Annotated in this window: 10 protein-coding genes and 1 pseudogene; 5 read left to right on the forward strand and 6 right to left on the reverse strand. The window is 67.1% G+C overall.

Annotated features, from left to right (window positions below):
* Positions 1-31: 31 nt before the first annotated feature.
* Positions 32-628: a glycoside hydrolase family 11 protein gene (locus tag POL72_RS32135; protein ID WP_272100330.1), complete on the reverse strand. Its 597-nt coding sequence runs from the start codon at positions 626-628 to the stop codon at positions 32-34.
* A 4-nt stretch (positions 629-632) separates the two neighbouring features.
* On the opposite strand from POL72_RS32135, the gene POL72_RS32140 reads away from it, so the two are divergent.
* The 3 genes and pseudogenes from POL72_RS32140 to POL72_RS32150 all read left to right on the forward strand — a co-directional run.
* On the forward strand, positions 633-1,118 hold the full coding sequence (locus POL72_RS32140; RefSeq protein ID WP_272100333.1) for a hypothetical protein: 486 nt from the start codon (positions 633-635) through the stop codon (positions 1,116-1,118).
* 623 nt (positions 1,119-1,741) lie between these two features.
* Positions 1,742-3,160: a glycoside hydrolase family 30 protein gene (locus tag POL72_RS32145; RefSeq protein WP_272100334.1), complete on the forward strand. Its 1,419-nt coding sequence runs from the start codon at positions 1,742-1,744 to the stop codon at positions 3,158-3,160.
* Positions 3,161-3,707: 547 nt separating this feature from the next.
* A pseudogene (locus POL72_RS32150) lies at positions 3,708-4,196 on the forward strand (glucuronyl esterase domain-containing protein); the annotation flags it as partial.
* Between the two features lie 206 nt (positions 4,197-4,402).
* On the opposite strand, the gene POL72_RS32155 reads toward POL72_RS32150, so the two are convergent.
* The 5 genes from POL72_RS32155 to POL72_RS32175 form a co-directional block, all read right to left on the reverse strand.
* Positions 4,403-5,614 (reverse strand): alpha/beta hydrolase, encoded by a 1,212-nt coding sequence (locus tag POL72_RS32155; protein ID WP_272100338.1) that lies wholly within the window; start codon positions 5,612-5,614, stop codon positions 4,403-4,405.
* Positions 5,615-5,772: 158 nt separating this feature from the next.
* The gene (locus POL72_RS32160) at positions 5,773-6,987 is read right to left on the reverse strand and encodes an aldose epimerase family protein (RefSeq protein ID WP_272100340.1); all 1,215 of its coding nucleotides are present in this window, start codon (positions 6,985-6,987) and stop codon (positions 5,773-5,775) included.
* 577 nt (positions 6,988-7,564) lie between these two features.
* Positions 7,565-8,314 (reverse strand): sterol desaturase family protein, encoded by a 750-nt coding sequence (locus POL72_RS32165; protein ID WP_272100342.1) that lies wholly within the window; start codon positions 8,312-8,314, stop codon positions 7,565-7,567.
* Complete coding sequence (locus tag POL72_RS32170; RefSeq protein ID WP_272100344.1) at positions 8,311-8,877, reverse strand: sterol desaturase family protein; 567 nt, start codon at positions 8,875-8,877, stop codon at positions 8,311-8,313. Before POL72_RS32170 ends, POL72_RS32165 begins: the two co-directional genes overlap by 4 nt.
* A gap of 12 nt (positions 8,878-8,889) precedes the next feature.
* Positions 8,890-9,486, reverse strand: a complete 597-nt coding sequence (locus tag POL72_RS32175; RefSeq protein WP_272100346.1) for an HD domain-containing protein — start codon at positions 9,484-9,486, stop codon at positions 8,890-8,892.
* 528 nt (positions 9,487-10,014) lie between these two features.
* Here POL72_RS32175 and POL72_RS32180 point away from each other — a divergent pair.
* Together POL72_RS32180 and POL72_RS32185 are read left to right on the forward strand one after the other, a co-directional pair.
* Positions 10,015-16,725 (forward strand): RHS repeat-associated core domain-containing protein, encoded by a 6,711-nt coding sequence (locus POL72_RS32180; protein ID WP_272100348.1) that lies wholly within the window; start codon positions 10,015-10,017, stop codon positions 16,723-16,725.
* Positions 16,707-17,030 (forward strand): DUF7716 domain-containing protein, encoded by a 324-nt coding sequence (locus tag POL72_RS32185; RefSeq protein WP_444547645.1) that lies wholly within the window; start codon positions 16,707-16,709, stop codon positions 17,028-17,030. Before POL72_RS32180 ends, POL72_RS32185 begins: the two co-directional genes overlap by 19 nt.
* Positions 17,031-17,735: the final 705 nt, after the last annotated feature.

A 17,735-nucleotide genomic window follows, 5' to 3' on the forward strand; every position in this document is an offset into this window, starting at 1 on the left:
GGCCGGAACGACGATGCTCAAGGCCCAGCGCTCATTCCATCGAGAACTTCACGTTGGCCTTCCCGCTGCTTTGATATCCTTCCACGGTCATCGAGACCTCGTACAAGCTCCCCATGCTCATCCCCGCCTTCTGCCATGCGTCGAAGTGGTTGGCGACGGTGATGGTTCCGCTCGTGCGTTTCTGCGTGCGAACGCTCCAGAACTGATAGAACGTCTTGTTGCCTTCGATGGAAGGCTGGTTGACACGCTGGGTCCGATAGATGTCATAGGTGCCTCCGTCGCTGTTGACGGTGCCCATCTTTCCTTCTCCGCCCGGCGGACGCCAGTTGCCCCAGCTGTCGACGATGTAATACTCGACGAGCGGGTTTTTCGTCCACCCATAGATAGTCAGGTAGGAATTCCCGTTCGGCTGGTAGTCGGCATCGTAGGTGACGACCAGGTCCTTGGTTCCGGGCCTGATGCCTTTACGACCCAACAGGTTGTTGATGTTGCTCCAGTCTACGCTGAAGCCCTCATTCGTGTTGACCAGGCATCCGCTTCCGTTGTCCTTCCAGTACTCGTAGGTGTACCCGCAGTGCTGGCCGGTTTTGTTGTCGCAGATCTTCGCGTCGCCTTCCGTGCACGCCACAGGCGTGCTGCCGGTTCCGGTCGAGGCTGTGGTGCTCGCGGTGGAGCTGCTCGTGGTGGAGCTACTCGTGGTGGAGCTGCTTGTGGTGGAGCTGCTCGTGGTGGAGCTGCTCGTCGTCGTGCTGCCAGAGCCCCCGACCCCGTCCGAGCCCCCGGTCCCGCTCGTGGTGGAGCTGCTCGTGGTGGAGCTGCTCGTGGTGGTGCTGCCCGTGGTCCCACTCGTCGTCGACCCGCCCGGGCCCCCCGTGCTGCCGGTGGTGGCGGTGGTGCCGGTGGTGCCGGTGGTGCCGGTGCTGCCCGCGGTCACGCCGCCCGTCCCAGACGAGCTGCCACCCGCTCCGGTCTCTGCAGAGGAGTCGTCGTCCGGCCCCGCGCAGCCCACGGCAACCAAACCCACGATGATAGTAAAATGTTTTAACAAAGTTAAACTCACGGCTCCTCCTTGGCGAAGTGATTCAATTCCCCGCAGCCGATCTCGTGATCATGGCTAGCACCAGGGCTCGGTGGCGACAACGGCCTGTAGAGTCATTCCAGCCGTTGGTCCAAGGCCCGCCCTCAGGCTCGACCCGGCCGAGCCGCGGACGAGGTCGCACAAGCGCCCCCGGTACGGTGGGCTTGCGAACAGCCGCCGAGGCAAGCGCTTCCCCCGTCACCCTGGATCCTTGACGCGCTGGATCCCTTGACGCGCCGGGCCGCGTGAAACAGCGCAAGAGAACTACATGAAGGCGGGAAGATGGGGTCGGCTCGGGTCCCATCTTCCACGCTCCGCGCCGTCATGCTCTCATGTCGCCGTTCTCGGGAAGACGCTGCCTGTTCGTCGCCTTGTCCGGCCGGACAGGTCATCGACCACCTGAGAGAGCTGTTGAGACCTCTCACCATAGAGCGACCGGGAGGCGCCGGAGCTCGGGGACAGCCCATGATGACCAGGACGTCGAGAACCTCGTCCATCCTCGCGATCGCCCTTGTCCTCGTATCGGGCTGCGGTCGTGACTCGGCAGCTCCCTCGGACGAGGCCGGGTCGCACGGTGGAAGCGGCGGCACGCCCTCGACCGGAGCGGGAGGAGAGGCGGGTTCGAGCAGCAGCGCGCTGGCTGGCTCCGGCGGGGCAGGGGCGGTGAGCGCGGCTTCGACCAGCGGCGGCTCGTCGGGCGGGAGCGGGGGCGCGCCGGGCGAGCCACGCCCCACGGTGACCGCCGCTCCGGGCACGGAGCTCGTCACGGTCGACACGAGCGTGGCGCACCAATCCTTCGAGGGCTGGGGCACGAGCCTGTGCTGGTGGGCCGATCACGTGGGCGGATGGCAGGAAGCCAAGCGCAACGCCGTGGTCGAAGCGGTCGTCGATCCGGTGAATGGGCTCGGTTATAACGTGTTCCGCTACAACATCGGCGGCGGGGAGAACCCGTCCCACGAGCACATGAAGGAGCATCGCGAGATGCCGGGGTTCCAGAGCGCCGACGGGACCTTCACGTGGTCGAACGACGCCAGGCAGCGCGCCGTCCTCCTGCGCATCGCGGAGCGCGGAGCGGATCTGATCTTCGAGGCGTTCTCCAACTCTCCCCCTTACTGGATGACGAACAGCGGTTGCGCCTCGGGCAGCAGCAACGGCAAAGACAACCTCAAAGCGGACCATTACGACGACTTCGCCCACTACCTCACGGAGGTCGTCCGTCACTACAGGGACGAGTTCGGGATCACCTTTCGCACGCTGGAGCCGCTGAACGAGCCCTTCGCCGACTGGTGGAAATCGAACGGCTCCCAGGAGGGCTGCCACTTCGACCGGGCGAGTCAGGAGAAGATCATCCAGGAGGTGGCCAGGCAGCTGACCAGCAAGGGCCTCGGCGAGACGGTGGTCAGCGCGTCGGACGAGAACAGCATGGATGACGCCGTCCGGAACATCGGCGCCTTCGGCGCGGAGACGAACGCGGCGTTCCAGCAGCTCAACGTCCACTCGTACGCCGGCAGCCAGCGCGGCCAGCTCCGGCAGCTCGCGACGAGGCTCGGCAAGCGGCTGTGGCAATCGGAGTCGGGACCGCTCGGGCAGAGCATCAGCGACGACACGGACGCGGCGCTGTTCATGGCGGAGCGCATCATCAAGGATCTGCGCGAGCTGGAGCCGGAGGCCTGGGTGGACTGGCAGTCGGGTGATCCGTCGCGCAGCTGGGCGAGCTTCACGCTGAACGACAGCGAGCAGTCCTACGCGCCCCTCAAGCGCTTTTACATGCATGCCGGCTTCAGCCGTTACATCCGGCCCGGCGCGCGCTTCGTCGACGTCGATAGCGAGGACATGGTGGCCGCGGTCAGCGCCGACGGGAGCTCTCTCTCGCTCGTGGTCCGCAACGGGGATCGCGACGCGAGCCACGGCTACACGCTCGATCTCACCCGGCTCCCCGCGGTCGGTCCCGCCGCGGAAGTGCACCGCACCTCGCGCACGGAGGACCTCGATCGGCTCCCCGACATGGCGATCGAAGACTATCGCCTGGTGGTCATGGTCCCTGCCTTTTCCATCACCACCTTCGTCATCCCGATGCCCTGATTTTCCCCTGGAGCGACCTCCATGATCGAGCGTCGGAGCACCCGCTTTACGAGCCTGTTCATCGGCGCGTTGTGCGGGACGCTCATGGGCTGCAGCGAGCGAGGCCCCGCGGCAGATAGCGAGGCGCCGCCCCTCCCCGGTGGAGCTGGAGGCGGCGGGGTGGGGGAGAGCTCGCCTTCGAGTTCGAGCGGGGGCACGACGTCGGCAGGTGAAGGTGGCAGCGGCGGCGGCGGCTCGGCCAGCGTGCCGTGCGCCTTCACCTGCCACGACGACTGTCCTGCCCTGGGCGCTCTCGAGGTGGAGGGCAGCTGCGCTGTCCCGAGCGAGCGGTGCTGCTGGCTGGGCGCCCCGAGCGATCCCTACCCGAGCGGCGGGAGCTCCTCGGTCGACGACTCCCCCCCGATCCCGGTCGACGAGCTCCCTGTCGTCCCCGAGATGCCCGATCCGCTCACCATGGCCGACGGGACCAAGGTCAGCACGGCGGAGCAGTGGCGGGCCCGCCGCAAGGAGATGATGCAGATCCTGGAGGACTACGCGTACGGGCCAGGCGGTCCTGCTCGCGGGCGCCTTCGACGAGCGCATCGCGCTCACCGCCCCGGTGGCGGGGGGCATGGCCTTTCGGTTCTCGGGCGCCGAGATGGGCGGCGGGCTCGGGCAGGGCATCACCGAGATCGTCGATCAGAACACCTATTGGTTCGGGCCGCTGCTTCCGGAGTTCAGGAACCGGACGGAGCGCCTTCCCTCGGACCAACACTGGTTGCCGGCCCTCACCGCGCCGCGGCTCTTCATCCTGTGCAACTCGCTCAAAGATCAGTACGGAAGGGCCTACGCGGCAGTGCAGTCGTACCTCGGCGCTCGACCGGCGTACGACTTCCTCGGCGTCCCCGAGCATGTGGGGTTGAACTTCCGGCCCGGCGGGCACGGCGCCACCGAGGAGGACTGGAACGCCATCTTCGACTTCGCTGATCAGGTCCTCCTGGGGAAGCCGGGGACCCGGCGCTTCGACGTCATTCCGCCGCGCAAGGACACTCCCTAGAGCGACAAACGGGTTGAAACTGCCCGAAATGCGCAGAATTCGAGCCGCCAAGACGCCAAAAGACGCCAATATATTGGTTTTATTTCATGGCATCTTGGCGTCTCATGGCGCCTTGACGGTTCATTCCTCGCTTGAACAACGTGATCGTTGTTCAAGGTAGCCGAGGCTGCCGGCCTGAACCGTTACCCAGGCCCAGGTCCGTACCGTCAATCGACCGGATAGCCCCGCCACATCCAGCGCAGCGTGTCGGGGAGCGTCTGCTTGATCACCCTCCCGTCGCAGTGGCTGGCGCCCTTCGCGTAGACGAAGCGGTAATGATATCCCTTCTCCTTGAGGACCGCCGCCACGCGCTGGTTCGCCATCAGCCAGTTGTGGTGGCTGGCTTCATCCCTAGTGCTGCCGAGGTCGTTCTCGCCGACCTGCAGGAAGACGCGCAACGGCTTGGGCGGGCTCTCCCGGATGAGCCCCTCCGTGTACTCCCAGGCGCCGTCGGGATACTCGGCCTCGGTGGGCGCGATGGGGTTCTGCTGGTCGACGAACGTGCCGGAGTAGGTGACGATCTTGCGGTAGGTGTCGTGGCCGAACCAGCCCATGGTGAGCGCCGCCGCCCCGCCCGAGCTGCATCCGTACGTGGCGCGGCCGTCCGGGTTGGTCGTGAACTTCAGGTTGGGGTACGCGGCGTGGACGGCTCGGTCGTTTTTGACCGCCTCGAGGAGCTCCGTATCGACGAACCTCTGATAGGCGTCCGACATGGTATCGTATTCGAGCCCCCGCTCGCTGCCGTACGAGTCGCCCCCTCCGCTCGCGGCGAAGATGGCGATGACGCTCGGGAAACGGTTGTTCGGGTCCGCGACGAAGTTGTTGATCGTGTTGATGATCTCGTTCCTGTCGCGCGCGTCCTGGACGACCATGAACGGCGCCTCCGCGCCGTCGACGTACGTCGCGGGGATCGCGACCTCCACGCGGCGGTTGAAATCCCCCTTGGCGTTGTCGTTCAACGTCGAATCGTGGCCGGTGAAGATCTCGCTCTCCCGGGACGACAGGGAAAACGCGAACGTCCGCCCCTGGGGAACGCCGTCGATCCTCTTGATCTCCGGGGCGTCCTGGTAGTTGGGCCCGATCTCGAAATCGCCGTCGCCTTCGGTGCCGACCGGATCGACCGTCCCGCCCTGTCCTCCCCCGCCGCTCGGGTTCGGGTCGTCTGTGCCGCCCGCGCCCGAGGTGCTGCCGCTGCTGCTCGAAGAGCTGCTGCTGCTGCTCGAAGAACTGCTGCTGCTGCTGCTGCTCGAAGAACTGCTGCTGCTGCTTCCGTTTCCTCCGCTGCCGCCCGAGCCGTCGGCGGCGTCTTTGTCGGACCCGCAAGCAGCGATTGAAAGCGCGACAAGGAGCGAGATACTGCATGGGATCGAGCGGGTCATGGATCCTCCTGGGATTGGATTGCGTTGCACGCCATCGGCGTGTGCGGCACCGACGTCGGGCCGGGGCGCTCGCGCGCCGGTCGGCGGACGTGAAGCCGATCGTGACGTTCGTGTGAGCGCGCAGGCGCCGCGAGGCCGCGCGGGTGACCGTCGACGAGCTACTCGGTGGTGAACCGGAAGACGGCCGTCTGCGCGTAGCGCTGGCCGGGCTTGAGGATGACCTCGTTCTTCCAGGCCGGGACGTTGATCGAGTTCGGGAACCTCTGCGGCTCGAGGCACAGGCCGCTGTACTGGTTGTAGACCGCGCCGCCCTTGCCCTTGATCGACCCGTCGAGGTAGTTGCCGGTATAGAACTGGATCCCCGGCTGATCGGCCTCGATCGTCAGCACCCGACCGGTCTTCGGATCCTTGACCCGAGCCGCCTCGCGGAGCGTGTGCGGGTCGCCGCTGACGACCATGTTGTGGTCGTATCCGACCGGCTTGCCGCCCATGGCTTCCAGGTCCCTGCCGAGCGGCTTGGCGGCGGTGAAATCGAGCGGCGTCCCCTTCACCGGCTTGATCTGGCCCGAGGGGACGCCGGTGGCGTCCGGCGGGGTGTAGCTGTCGGCGTGCAGCGTCAGCTCCTGGTCGGCGACGGAGCCCGAGCCGTGCCCTCCCAGGTTGAAGTAGCTGTGGTGGGCCATGTTGACGATCGTGGTCTTGTCGGTCGTGGCCGACATCTCGACCCTGAGCTCGTTTTTGTTGGTGAGCGTGTAGGTCGTGGTCGCGTTGACCGTGCCGGGGTAGCCTTCTTCCCCGTCCTTCGATACGTACGTGAGCTTGATGGACGGGCCATCCGGCGTCTCGGTCGCTTCCGCGTCCCAGACGACCTTGTCCCAGCCTTTCTTGCCGCCGTGCAGCGTGTGGGCGCCGTTGTTCGCGGAGAGCTTGTAGGTCTTGCCATCGAGCTGGAACTGCGCGTTCTTGATGCGGTTGGCCACGCGGCCGACCGTCGCCCCGAAGTACGGGCTGCTCTTCAGGTACCCGTCGAGGTTGTCGTGGCCGAGGACGATGTCGCCCATCTTCCCTGTCTTGTCGGGGACGTGGAGCTCGGTCACCGTCGCGCCGTAGGTCATCACCTTCGCGACCAGGCCGTTCGCGTTCGTGAGCGTGTAGAGGATGACCTCTTTGCCATCGGCGTTGCCGAAGGGCGCCTTGGAGACGGAAGCGGGCTTTGCGTTCATGGTTTCACCACCAGGTGGCTCGGGCTTGGCGGCCGGGGCCGCCGGAGAGGCGTCCGGCGCGGGGGCCGCCGCCGGCGCGGGCGGCGCCGCCGCAGGGGGCGTGTCGACGGTCTGCGCGCCGCCGCATGCGCCGGCGAGGCACGCCGTCATCGTCAATCCGAACCACGATCTCGTCCTATCTATCGCCATGCTGTTCCCTCCGCCAGGATTGTCTCACCTGGATCGGCTCCACCTGAGCAAGCCCAGCGCGGGTGAGCCCCCACGATCTCGCCATGGCTTGCATTCACGACACCCGGTTGGAGTCGGCGCAGAGATCGATCCCGATACAAAGGATCAAGAGTCCGGTGCGCACGACGGCTACCCGGGACAAAGCGGAACGACACCCTGAAACGAAATTGTGAACGTTCACATTGACCATGTCAACTCAAATGAACCGGCGCGAGGCGAGCCTCGATCCCGAAATTGGAATCCACATCGAACAATACCGTGGCCCTGCGCCCGCCCTCTTGACGCGCCGCTCCGGAGGAGACTTGCCAGCCATCCGACGTCGAGCTTGGCCGTGGACCGACGGATCATCGCTGACATCAGAAAAAATGTGAGCGATCACAATCGCGTGGCTCTGGCCGGTCGAGACGATCGCGCCGGCGTTCATTCACTCCTGGTGCGCGCTCCAGCCGACCTCGTTGCCCTTCGTGCCGACCTGCGTGTCTTCTGGACATCACCGTTCCTAGCGCTCGAGCGCAGATCTGGAGCGCCCATCCCGGGTCGCCGCGTCCGCGGCGCCGCCGCCGCGGTGGTACGTCCCGCGAACCAGGTCCCAGAGCGGGAAGGTGACGTTGAAGTTCCACTGCCGCATCAACGACGGCCGGTGGTGCGCGCTGTGGTGACGCCGGAGCCGCGCCACGAGGCGGCTGCGGCCTATCCTGCTGTCCGGCGGGAGGTGGTACGAGAGATGGAGACACTCGTACAGCACCATGTACCCCATGCACGTCGCCACGAAGAGCGAAGCGAGGTTGCTTTGACCGGCCGCGCCGAGCGCGAGGGCGAGCGGGAGCGTCAGCGCGAAGACTCCCGCGATGCCGTAGGAAGGGATCAAAACGAAGCCGAGCTCGCGCGGTGTGCGGATGGCCATGTCGCTCTCGACGAACACGCGGTGGTGCACCGGCGTGTGCCGGTCGTAGAAAGCCTCGAGGAAGCGCCGCCTCCGGTGGAGCAGACCCCGATGCGCCCGCCACTCGACGGCGTTGCAGAAGACGAAGAAAAGCGGGATCGCGGCGAGCTCGCAGGCCTGCAGGCTTCGCAACCGCGTGAGCGAGAGCGCCGCGAGCCCACAGCCGAGGCCGACCGTGCTCGCGAGGTGGAGCCAGGGAGAGTACCACCGCGGCATCGACATCACCCGGCGCCGCCGCAGCTCGGCCCGGCCCGCGTCGTCGAGCGGGGCAGGGTCGGGGGAGCCGTCGTGGCCAGCCGCGCTCACCGGCCTGCCTCGCGCCCGGTGTCGAACGCCCGGTCCCAGAGCGCGGAGCTCACCCCGAAGCGCGCGCGCGGCGCGGCGTGGTGCCGGAGGTGGTGGCGGCGTTGCGCTGGAAGAGGGTGTTCCGCCTCGCCGAGCAGGTGCGCCGCGAGGTGGGAGAGCTCATAGAGAAAATAGCCGGCGACGAGCCCGGCCCAGAGCGGCGCGGCGCGAGAGACCCCCGCGGCCGCCGCGGTCGCGCAGAAGCCGGCGGAGAAGGCCCCGAGCGTGGCAACGGGTGGTTTGACGATGGGCGTTCGGTGAGGGGTTTCGTGGTGCGCGAGGTGGATACGGGCGCCGAGGAAGGCGAGCGGGTGCTTCGCCGGCAGGTGGAAGAGGAAGCGGTGGAGCAGGTACTCAATCAAGGTCCAGCCCGCGAGCCCAGCCGCCCAGAGGAGCCCTCCGGCGAGCGCGCCGACTCCGCTCCACACGACGATCCCCAGAAGGGTCACCTCGGCTACCGCGACGACGGCGAGCCGCCGCGCGTCGGCGGGGTCCCGGAACATGGCGCCACGCAGGGTCGACATGCCGTCCATCCCTCACATGAAGATGCCGTCGACGAGGGTCCAGGGCTCGCGCGTGAGGACGCGCCGGGCGAAGTCGAGGAGGACCGCGTTGAAGTCGCCCCGCGGATGACGCGTGAAGCCGTCGCGCACCGACGCGGCGTCGAGGTCGTAGCGGCGCACACCGAGGGAGTGGTCCATCCACACCGACTGCCGGAACGCCGTCGATTCAGGGCACAACGCCGGCGTCGGGCGGAGGCGATGGTTGTAGAGGAGGCACTCGTCGGCCACGCGCAGGTCGTACGGGGAGAGCTCGAACGACTTCGCGGCGAAGGCGCGGTGGAACAGCGAGCGGCTGCGCTGCATGTAGTCTCCGCCCTGCTCGCCCGGGCACAGCAGCCCGAGATCATGAATCATCGCCAGCGCGTAGAGCAGGTCGGGATCGGCCTTCTGGCGGCGGCGCTCGAGGAGCAGCGTCGTGAAGTGGAATACGCGAAGACAGTGGTTGCGCAGCCCGTCGCCGCGGTAGGGGCAGAGCTCCTCGAAGAGCTCCTGGGCGCGTGCCCCGAGCGCCGGACGCGCTCCGAGGCGATGCGAAGGCGCGGCGTCCGGCGTCGGCATGAGCTCGGCCATGATGAGATCCTAACACGGGTCGCGCCGGCGCTGGCGCGCCGAGCGCTCCCCGTGTCAGAGACTCCAGCGTCCGATGCCCGGCGGTTCCACATCGTAGGTAACCCCCCTCCAGCGTGAGCTGGTCCTCGTCGAGGTAGGCAACGCCGATCGAGTCGTCGCTGAGCTCGGGCCGTCCGCGAGCGTCCCGAGCACGCCGTCGCGGGTGCTGACCTTTTGTACCGGCTCAATCCACTCAAGCTGGGGTTATCCGAGGCTCAGCCGGGAACCGCGGTTGTGATCGCGAGGCAGTGTGCACGCCGCCATGAGCGCGTTCACGCTCGGATGGCCCTCTCCTCGCCGTGACTTTATCATAAACGGCCAATCGCGCCTCGATGAGCGAAGCTGTGGCGTCCGCCGCGTGCACGTCGGACAGCGGCAGAGGCATTCACGAATGCCTCGACCCCGGCATGGATGGTGCGGTTCAGCAGGAGCGCAGCGCTTGACGCGCGATGCAGCGCCGTGGCACTGCTGTTCGCCGGGGAGGCTGCGATGTCGCCATTTCCGCGTTGGTCGCTCCGGGCGTTGGTCCCGCTCTGGATGTTTCTCGCTTGCGTGCTCGGGTCGGGCGGGTGCCAGTGCGTCTTCGGTGAGCCGCCTCCGGATCCGCCTGGCCTCGTCGCCTGCCGGACACAGCGCGCGCACAGCCCTGCCACGTCCCGCCCCGCGCCAGAGGTAGAGACCGTCGCCGCCGGCACCATCCCGGGGACGTTTTCCATCACGAGCACCGGCGAGTCCGTGTACGCCATGGACCTGGCCACCCCGCCCTCGCGTGCGGGCATGGGTCCTGGGCTCCAGATCGTCTACCGCAGCGACGGCGGCGACGGCGTGCTCGGCAACGGTTTCTCCCTCACCGGGCTGTCCGCGATCACACCATGTCCGAAGAGCCTCGCGCAAGACGGGGAGATCCGCGGCGTGCGCTACGGCGGCGACGACGCGCTCTGCCTCGACGGCCAGCGCCTCGTCCCCGTGGGAGAGGGGCCGGGAACCATCGAGTACCGCACGTTCCCGGATACCTTCGTGAAGGTGGTCGGTCACTACCCTCCGGAACGCGGCGCGCCCGCCGAGGCGCTCTTCTTCGAGGCCTATCTGCCCACCGGCCGCATGGTCGAGTACGGGCGCACCGAGGGCAGCAAGCCGCTCGCGCGTGGCGGCGTCCCGCGCGCGTGGCTGGCGAACGAGGCCCGCGACGGCCGCGGAAACGCCATGACGTACGCATATTGCCTCGCAGAGGCCGAGGACGGCCATGCGGCCGAATATGCGGTGGACGAGATCCGCTACACGAGCTTCGAGGGCACGCCGTCGCTCGAGCCTTCCCGGGCGGTGCGCTTCGTCTATGGGACCAAGGATGCCGCCGCGGTTCGCACGGGCTACTCGGGCGGCGTGGCGCTCCAGCGCTCGCTCCGCCTGGAGGAGATCCAGATGCTCGGTCCGGGCGACGCGCTGGTCCGGAGCTACGGTTTCCGCTACGAGCTGAGCCCGACGACGAGCCGGACGCTCCTGACCCAGGTCGAGGAGTGCGCGAGCGACGGGGTCTGCAAGCCTCCGACACGGTTACAGTACAGCCGCGGAAAGCCCGGATTCGAGCGGCTCACGACGGACATCGACAAGCCGGTCTCCGAGAAGGCCAGCCCGATGGTGTTCGACATCGACGCCGACGGCCTCGACGATCTCGTGATTCCGGACATCGTCGCGGGGCCCAGCACGCCGTCGCATCCGATCACCGCGTGGGGGGTGGCGCGCAACCTCGGGCCCCGCGCCTCGCCGTCCTTTCTCGCGGCGCCGGAGCTCGCCTTCCTCGAGGATTGGCTGTTCGTCGCCGATCCGGATGGACCGTCCGACCCGGCCCTTCTTCAGCCCGAGCTCGGGACGGTGCTCGATTACAACGACGATGGGCAGATGGACGTATTTCTCCACGACGTCTTCGACACCAAGACCACATGGCACGTGCTCCTGTCCCAGCCAAACCGGACCTTCGCGCTCCATGACACGGGCATCCGCCGGCCGTTCCCGCTCGGGGTCACGCCTGCGCCGCCGAGCCTGAGACGCGCCGGCGCCTCGGTGCACCTCGCCGATCTCGACGGCGACTCGGTGCCGGATCTGATCCAGTGTCAGGACCACGCCGAGGAGCTGGTGCCGGACCCGCTCTCCGCGGTGTGGACCGTCCACCTCTGGAGGCCCGCGCGCGGCACGACGCCCGCGGGATTCGACCCCACGGGCGAGTCGATCGAGCTGCTCACCGGCTATCCCTGCGCAATGGAGCTCCACACGCTCGACATCGACGCCGACAGCAAGATCGATCTCATCGTGCCCTCCGTGAGGTTGTTTGACGACGGGACGGCCCTCATCAAAGATAGCTACGAGGCGATCATGCGCCGGGGCGAGGGACGCTGGGGGGTCATCGACACCAAGCTCCCTGTCGTGCCGCGCGAGGGCCGCGTCGTCTTTCTCGACGTCAACGGCGACGGCCTGCCCGATGCCGTCGAATCCGGCTTTAGCGGCCAGCTCTACACCTACCTCAACACGGGGTCGACGTTCGTGATATCGCCGTTCCGGACCGTCGACGCGTTCAGCTTCGGGGATCTGCTGGGGGTCCAGGACCAGGACGCGCTTTTCCGCCTGGCGGTGCCGCTCGACTTCAACGGCGATGGACGGCAGGATCTCCTCATGCCCGTCCCACCAGGCATGCTGCTGAGTGGCTCCAATGTCCTCCCCTCCTGGGCCGTCCTGCAAGCGACGGGCGACCTGGAGGGGCCGCCGTTCAAGCTCGTCGACGCAGGGGTTCCTTTCGAGGCCAAGCTCGGTGATGCGATCACGCTCGCCGATCCGCACGGGCCGCGCACCGGCGATCTCAATGGGGACGGGGCCCAGGACGTTATCCTGCCGCTCGGCGGTGTGTTCAACGTCTTCCAGAACCTCTCGGCCGACCAGGATCTCCTGGTCGCGGTCTCTGACGGGATGAACGCGCACGAGCCGACCGAGCCGGGCTTCGTGCCCAACGTGAGCATCTCGTACGGCCACCTGACCGATGCGCCGGTCACGAGCGGAGGCGCAGAGGAGGATCCGAACCGGAGGAGCGCGCTCTACGTCGCGCGTTCCGGCGCGGCGGACGACTGCGGCTATCCGCGGCGCTGCGTCGTGGGCCCTCGCCGGGTGGTCAGCGCGTACGCGCTCAACAACGGCGCGGATCGAGCAAGGCGCTTTGAGGTCGGTTACCGCGACGGACGCTACCACCGGCTGGGCCGCGGATTTCTCGGGTTCGGCGAGCGGATCGTCACCGACCTGGACACGGGTGCCGTGACGATTGACGTCTACGACCACGTCACCTTCGACGACGGGCTCCAGGTCTTTCCCTTCGCGGGGAGCGTCCAGCGGACGTGGCACGGCGCTCCGGGGCTCGCAAGCCAGCCCAGACCGGAGCAGATCGAGCTCTCGTTCAGCGACGTGACGCGGACGCTCGTGCCGACCAACGACGGCGCCACGTACTTCACGCTGCCCACCGATCGCCGGGTGAGGCGAGCGCAAGGGGTCTATCCGCCCCCGGGCGGCGCGGTGCCCTCTGTCGAGGCGTACGTGCGGGAGATCGGGCGCGGCGGCGACGGCGCGACGCTGCTGCGCGACTCGGCATCGAAGGTGACGGACTTCGACACGTTCGGCAACGTGCGCGCCGAGGAGGTCTCGACGGAGGGCGTCGACCTGACGCTCAAGGTCACGCGGTCGTTCAAGAACGACACGGAGCGCTGGGTCCTCGGCCAGCTCGAGACGCAGAAGGAGTGCAGCGCGGCGGCGGGGATGTCGCAGTGCAGGACCCTCACGCGAACGACAACGATCTACGGCGAGGTCGAGACCGAGTCCACCGAGAGCGACGACGGTCTGCCGGACACGAAGCTGAAGCTTACCTACGCGCGCGACGACTTCGGGAACATCACCAGCGTCACGGCGGAGGACGCCTTCGGGCACAAGCGCACATCCAGCACGGACTTCGACGAGGAGGGCATGTTCCCCGAGAAGTACGTGAACGCGGCCGGGCATGCCACGCTCGTAGACTTCGACGACGCGCTAGGCGTGCTCCTCAAGCAGGTTGATCCGAATCAGCTCGTGACGACGTGGGCACACGACGGATTCGGGCGACTCGGCATCGAGACGCGTCCGGACGGCACGACGACGACGGTCACGCTCTCCCGCACCGAGGACGGTGGCCCGGCGCAGGATGCGTGGCGGGTGAGGCAGCAGAGGATCACGACCGGCGGTGCCGACGATACGGTGGAGTTCGACAGCTTCGGCCGCCCGATCCGGTGGCTGGGATACGGGCCCGAACCGGAACCGTCGGAGGGCTCGGGCGGTGCGAAGCGCATCATGCAGGAGATCGGGTACGACGCGCTGGGCGAGAACATCGCGCGGCGCTCCGTGCCGGTCAGGGAGGACACGCCCGAGAGCGCGATCCTGTACGATCGCTACGAGTACGATGCCGTGGGCCGCGAGGTGCGCCATACGACGCCGTGGAATGCTGTCACGACGACGGAGTACGATGGCCTTCGCGTGCGCGTCACCGACCCGCTCGACCACGTGACCGTGACCGAGCAGGATCCGCTGGGGCGCATCAAGACCGTCACCGACGCGGCCGACGGGATCACCCGTTACGCGTACGGCCCCTTCGGACTGCTGCACACGGTCACCGATCCGGGCGAGGCGCTGACGCGCACGACGCTCGACGCATTCGGCCGCGTCCGTCAGCTCGACGATCCCGATCGGGGCACGACGGTCTCGATCCATGACGGCTTCGGCGAGCTGATTTCGTCGACCGATGCGCTCGAGCGAAAGGTCACGTGGACGTACGACGCGCTCGGTCGACCCCGCTCACGCGTGGACCAGGACGGCGCGGAGAGCCTGACGACCACGTGGACCTGGGACACCGCGGCGCATGGCGTCGGCAAGCTGCACACGCTCGCGAGCCCGGATGGAGAGAAGGCGTACGGGTACACCGGTCGCGGGCAGCTCGACACGATCGCGCTCCGCCTCGACGGCGAGCGCTCTCCCCTGGAGGCCAGGCTGGGCTACGACGAGCTCGGCCGCGTCCAGACGGTCACGTACCCGGCGCCGGCCGGCGCGGCGCCGTTCGTCGTGGCCCACGATCGCGACGCGCACGGTCATGTGCTCGCCGTGCGCGACAGCGGAACGAACCTCGCCTACTGGCGCTTGACGGACGTGGACGATGCGGGGCGCTTCCGGGAGGAGGTGTTCGGCAACGGCGCTGTCACGGAGCGGAGCTACTTCGCGGACAAGCAGCGCCTGAGGCACATGGCGACGCAGAGCCGCGCTGGTGAGGTGCAGGACCTGGACTACGGGTTCGACGATCTCCTGAATCTCACGCGCCGCACCGACGCGCTCCAGCCCGAGAACACGACGGAGCGTTTCCGGTACGATTCGCTCCATCGGCTGACGTGCGCGTACTTCAGCGATCTCGAGAGCGCGTCGGCGCCCTGCGCCCTGCGCTACGGCTACCACCCGAACGGCAATCTCAGCTTCAAGTCCGACGTCGGTGACCTCTCGTATGACGACCCGCTGCACCCGCATGCGATCACCGGCGCGGGTACGGACAGCTACGCGCATGACGCTGTCGGCAATCAGACGGCGCGGCCTGGCGGCACGACGGTGCGCTATAGGGCGTTCGACCTGCCGGAGCGCATCACGCAGGGTGCGAGCACCATCACGTTCGGCTACGACGGCGACCAGCAGCGGATCCGCAAGATCACCCCGGAAAAGGAGACGCTCTACTTCGGCGATCTGTACGAGCGGGTCACCGATGCGGCGTCAGGCGCCGTGGAGCATCGGTTCCACGTCCACTCGCCGGAGCGCGTGGTGGCGATCGTGACCCGGGGAGGCTCGGACGACGGCACGCGCTACGTGCATGTCGATCACCTCGGCTCGATCGATGCGCTCACCGACGAGGACGGCGGCTTGATCGAGCGGCGGAGCTACGACCCGTTCGGGCAGCGCAGGAACCCGGTGTGGGGGGAGCGCCCGCCCGCGTCGTTCCCGAGCGAGACGACGCAGGGGTTCACCGGACACGAGAGCGACGACGACCTCGGGCTCGTGAACATGAAGGGCAGGATCTACGATCCCAGGATCGGGCGGTTCTTGACGACGGACCCGATCATTTCGATTCCGTCCTTCGGGCAGAGCTGGAATCCGTACAGCTACGTGCGCAACAGCCCGCTCAATCACGTGGATCCGAGCGGGTTCCAGGAAGAGCCGGTGGAGGCGCCGATCCTGCCGGTCTCCTCGGTGGTGCACCCGGAACAATACGCCGTAGAGCTCTTCTACTCGCGGCCGAAAGCAAACCAGCCTGAAGAAGGGCCGCGCGAGGCCGTGGAGGTCGGCGCCACGACGGCGCCTATCGACGTGGGCACGACCGGAAGTTCATCTGGGTATGTGCCGCAGCCGGTGACCGTCTCGCCGGAGCATTCGGGCGTCGGCGGCCCAGGCACCGTCGTCGGCCAGACCTTGCTGGGCGCCGCGGAGGGGACGCGCGACCTCGGAGCAGGGATCGCGCGGATGCTCGTGCTGAATGCGCTGACGCTTGGGATGTACAGCGGCTACGAGTTCGCTAGCGCGATGTGGCACGGCTACGACGAAGCCGGCCCCGTCGGCGCGCTCAACGCCGTCAACCCGCTCTACCACATCGGCCGCGGCGCGGCGGACACGGCCCTTGCCATCGATCGGGATGACTATCGGACAGCGGGCGCGGCGGGGACCAAGGCGATGGTCATCGCCGCGGCCACCGTCTTCGGGATGGGAAGGGGGCTGGGGGCGGCGGAGGAGGCGGCAGCGGCGGGAGCCGCGACGGCAACACCGAGAGCGTACTCGGTGGTGTTCGAGACCACCATCCCGAAGGCCGGGGTCGGCAGATACCCTGCGCACTTCGCCGCAGCGAATGAAAACTTGCTTCAAGCGATGGCAGATCCACAGCTCGCGCAAATGCTTCGTCAAACCCTAGGGCAACAGTTCGAGAGCACGGTCCTGAGTCCAACAGGTCGCGTTCTTGGAAGATCACCCACGGGGTGGACATGGCATCACGTTCCCGGTAGACCTGGTGTGCTTCAGCTGGTTCCAATCGAGCAACACGCGTCGGGCTCGTCCTGGCAAAATCTACTTCACCCAAACGGACAGGGAGGGATGAGTGAATGGGGACACCTCTACTAAAAGAAGTTCTTCAGGAGTGGGAAAAGTACGAGCCCGATGACGACCTATATGTTCCATCTGGAACGAGTGTCACCTTGAACACACCCGTCGTCATTCTTCCGTTCGATCGGCATCGTCCTCGGAGGGTCGAAGACCTCGAGTACATCCTGAGTTTTGAGCAAGTCAGGGACGCCATCGTCGGGCTCGAGGCCCAGCTTCGGCGCGATACGTCGGCTGAAGAGCGGCTCGTAGCGGTTCTTCATTACGCGCGACATGACGCGTTCATCGATCCCCAGCACGTGCCGGTGGGTAAATTGCGCGAATGAATCGGCTCGTCGCGCGGAAACCGACCATGTCCAGGTCGTCGGTCCGATGCTGCGCAACGCGCCCCTTGGCCTGCTCTACGCCGAGGTGCGCTTCCTCGCGTCTGAGTTCGCACTGCGGCTGCCCGCGTCGCGGTTCCGCCCGAGATTGCGCGTACCACGCTCCCGCCGGCCTTCGTCAAGAAGCACGTGAACGCGGCCACACACATCACATCCGTGAGCCCGATGACGATCTCGGCCTCGTCGAGACGGTCACTTACCCGGCGCCGTTCGTCGTGGCTCACGACCACGACGCGCACGGCCACGCAAGTCGGACCGGTGATGCATCCATGGGACGCGTCAAGCTGCTGTTCAAATAGGATGGCGACGTCGCCGACCACATCGAGATCGAGAGCGTATGGGCGCTCCACCACGAGAACGGCTACCTAGTCGACAACATTTCATTTTGTGTTTGAAAATTGCGGACGGTGACGTCGAAGGTGCAGCAGGTCAAGCGATCGTCAGGTCAGGGCGAAGACTTACGAGCGATCTGCCGCGGCTGGTTGCTGTGGACGTGCCTCCCAGCGTCCGCCATTCGCTGGTGCAGGGTGAGCGAGAGGGCCTGTTTGAATTGGGGGTAATGTGCCTTGGACAAAGGCCGTGGCCAGCGATATCGTCATCATGCTCGGTGGCATATGAAACCAAGGCTCTCTCGTTGAACCCTTGACC

This window comes from Sorangium aterium (assembly GCF_028368935.1).
Classification (GTDB): Bacteria; Myxococcota_A; Polyangia; order Polyangiales; family Polyangiaceae; genus Sorangium; species Sorangium atrum.

Coding starts and splice junctions, on each gene's coding strand:
- POL72_RS32180 (WP_272100348.1), top strand. CDS start 10,015: ATGTCGCCATTTCCGCGTTGGTCGCTCCGGGCGTTGGTCCCGCTCTGG.
- POL72_RS32160 (WP_272100340.1), bottom strand. CDS start 6,987: ATGACGGCGTGCCTCGCCGGCGCATGCGGCGGCGCGCAGACCGTCGAC.
- POL72_RS32175 (WP_272100346.1), bottom strand. CDS start 9,486: ATGGCCGAGCTCATGCCGACGCCGGACGCCGCGCCTTCGCATCGCCTC.
- POL72_RS32170 (WP_272100344.1), bottom strand. CDS start 8,877: ATGTCGACCCTGCGTGGCGCCATGTTCCGGGACCCCGCCGACGCGCGG.
- POL72_RS32155 (WP_272100338.1), bottom strand. CDS start 5,614: ATGACCCGCTCGATCCCATGCAGTATCTCGCTCCTTGTCGCGCTTTCA.
- POL72_RS32185 (WP_444547645.1), top strand. CDS start 16,707: ATGGGGACACCTCTACTAAAAGAAGTTCTTCAGGAGTGGGAAAAGTAC.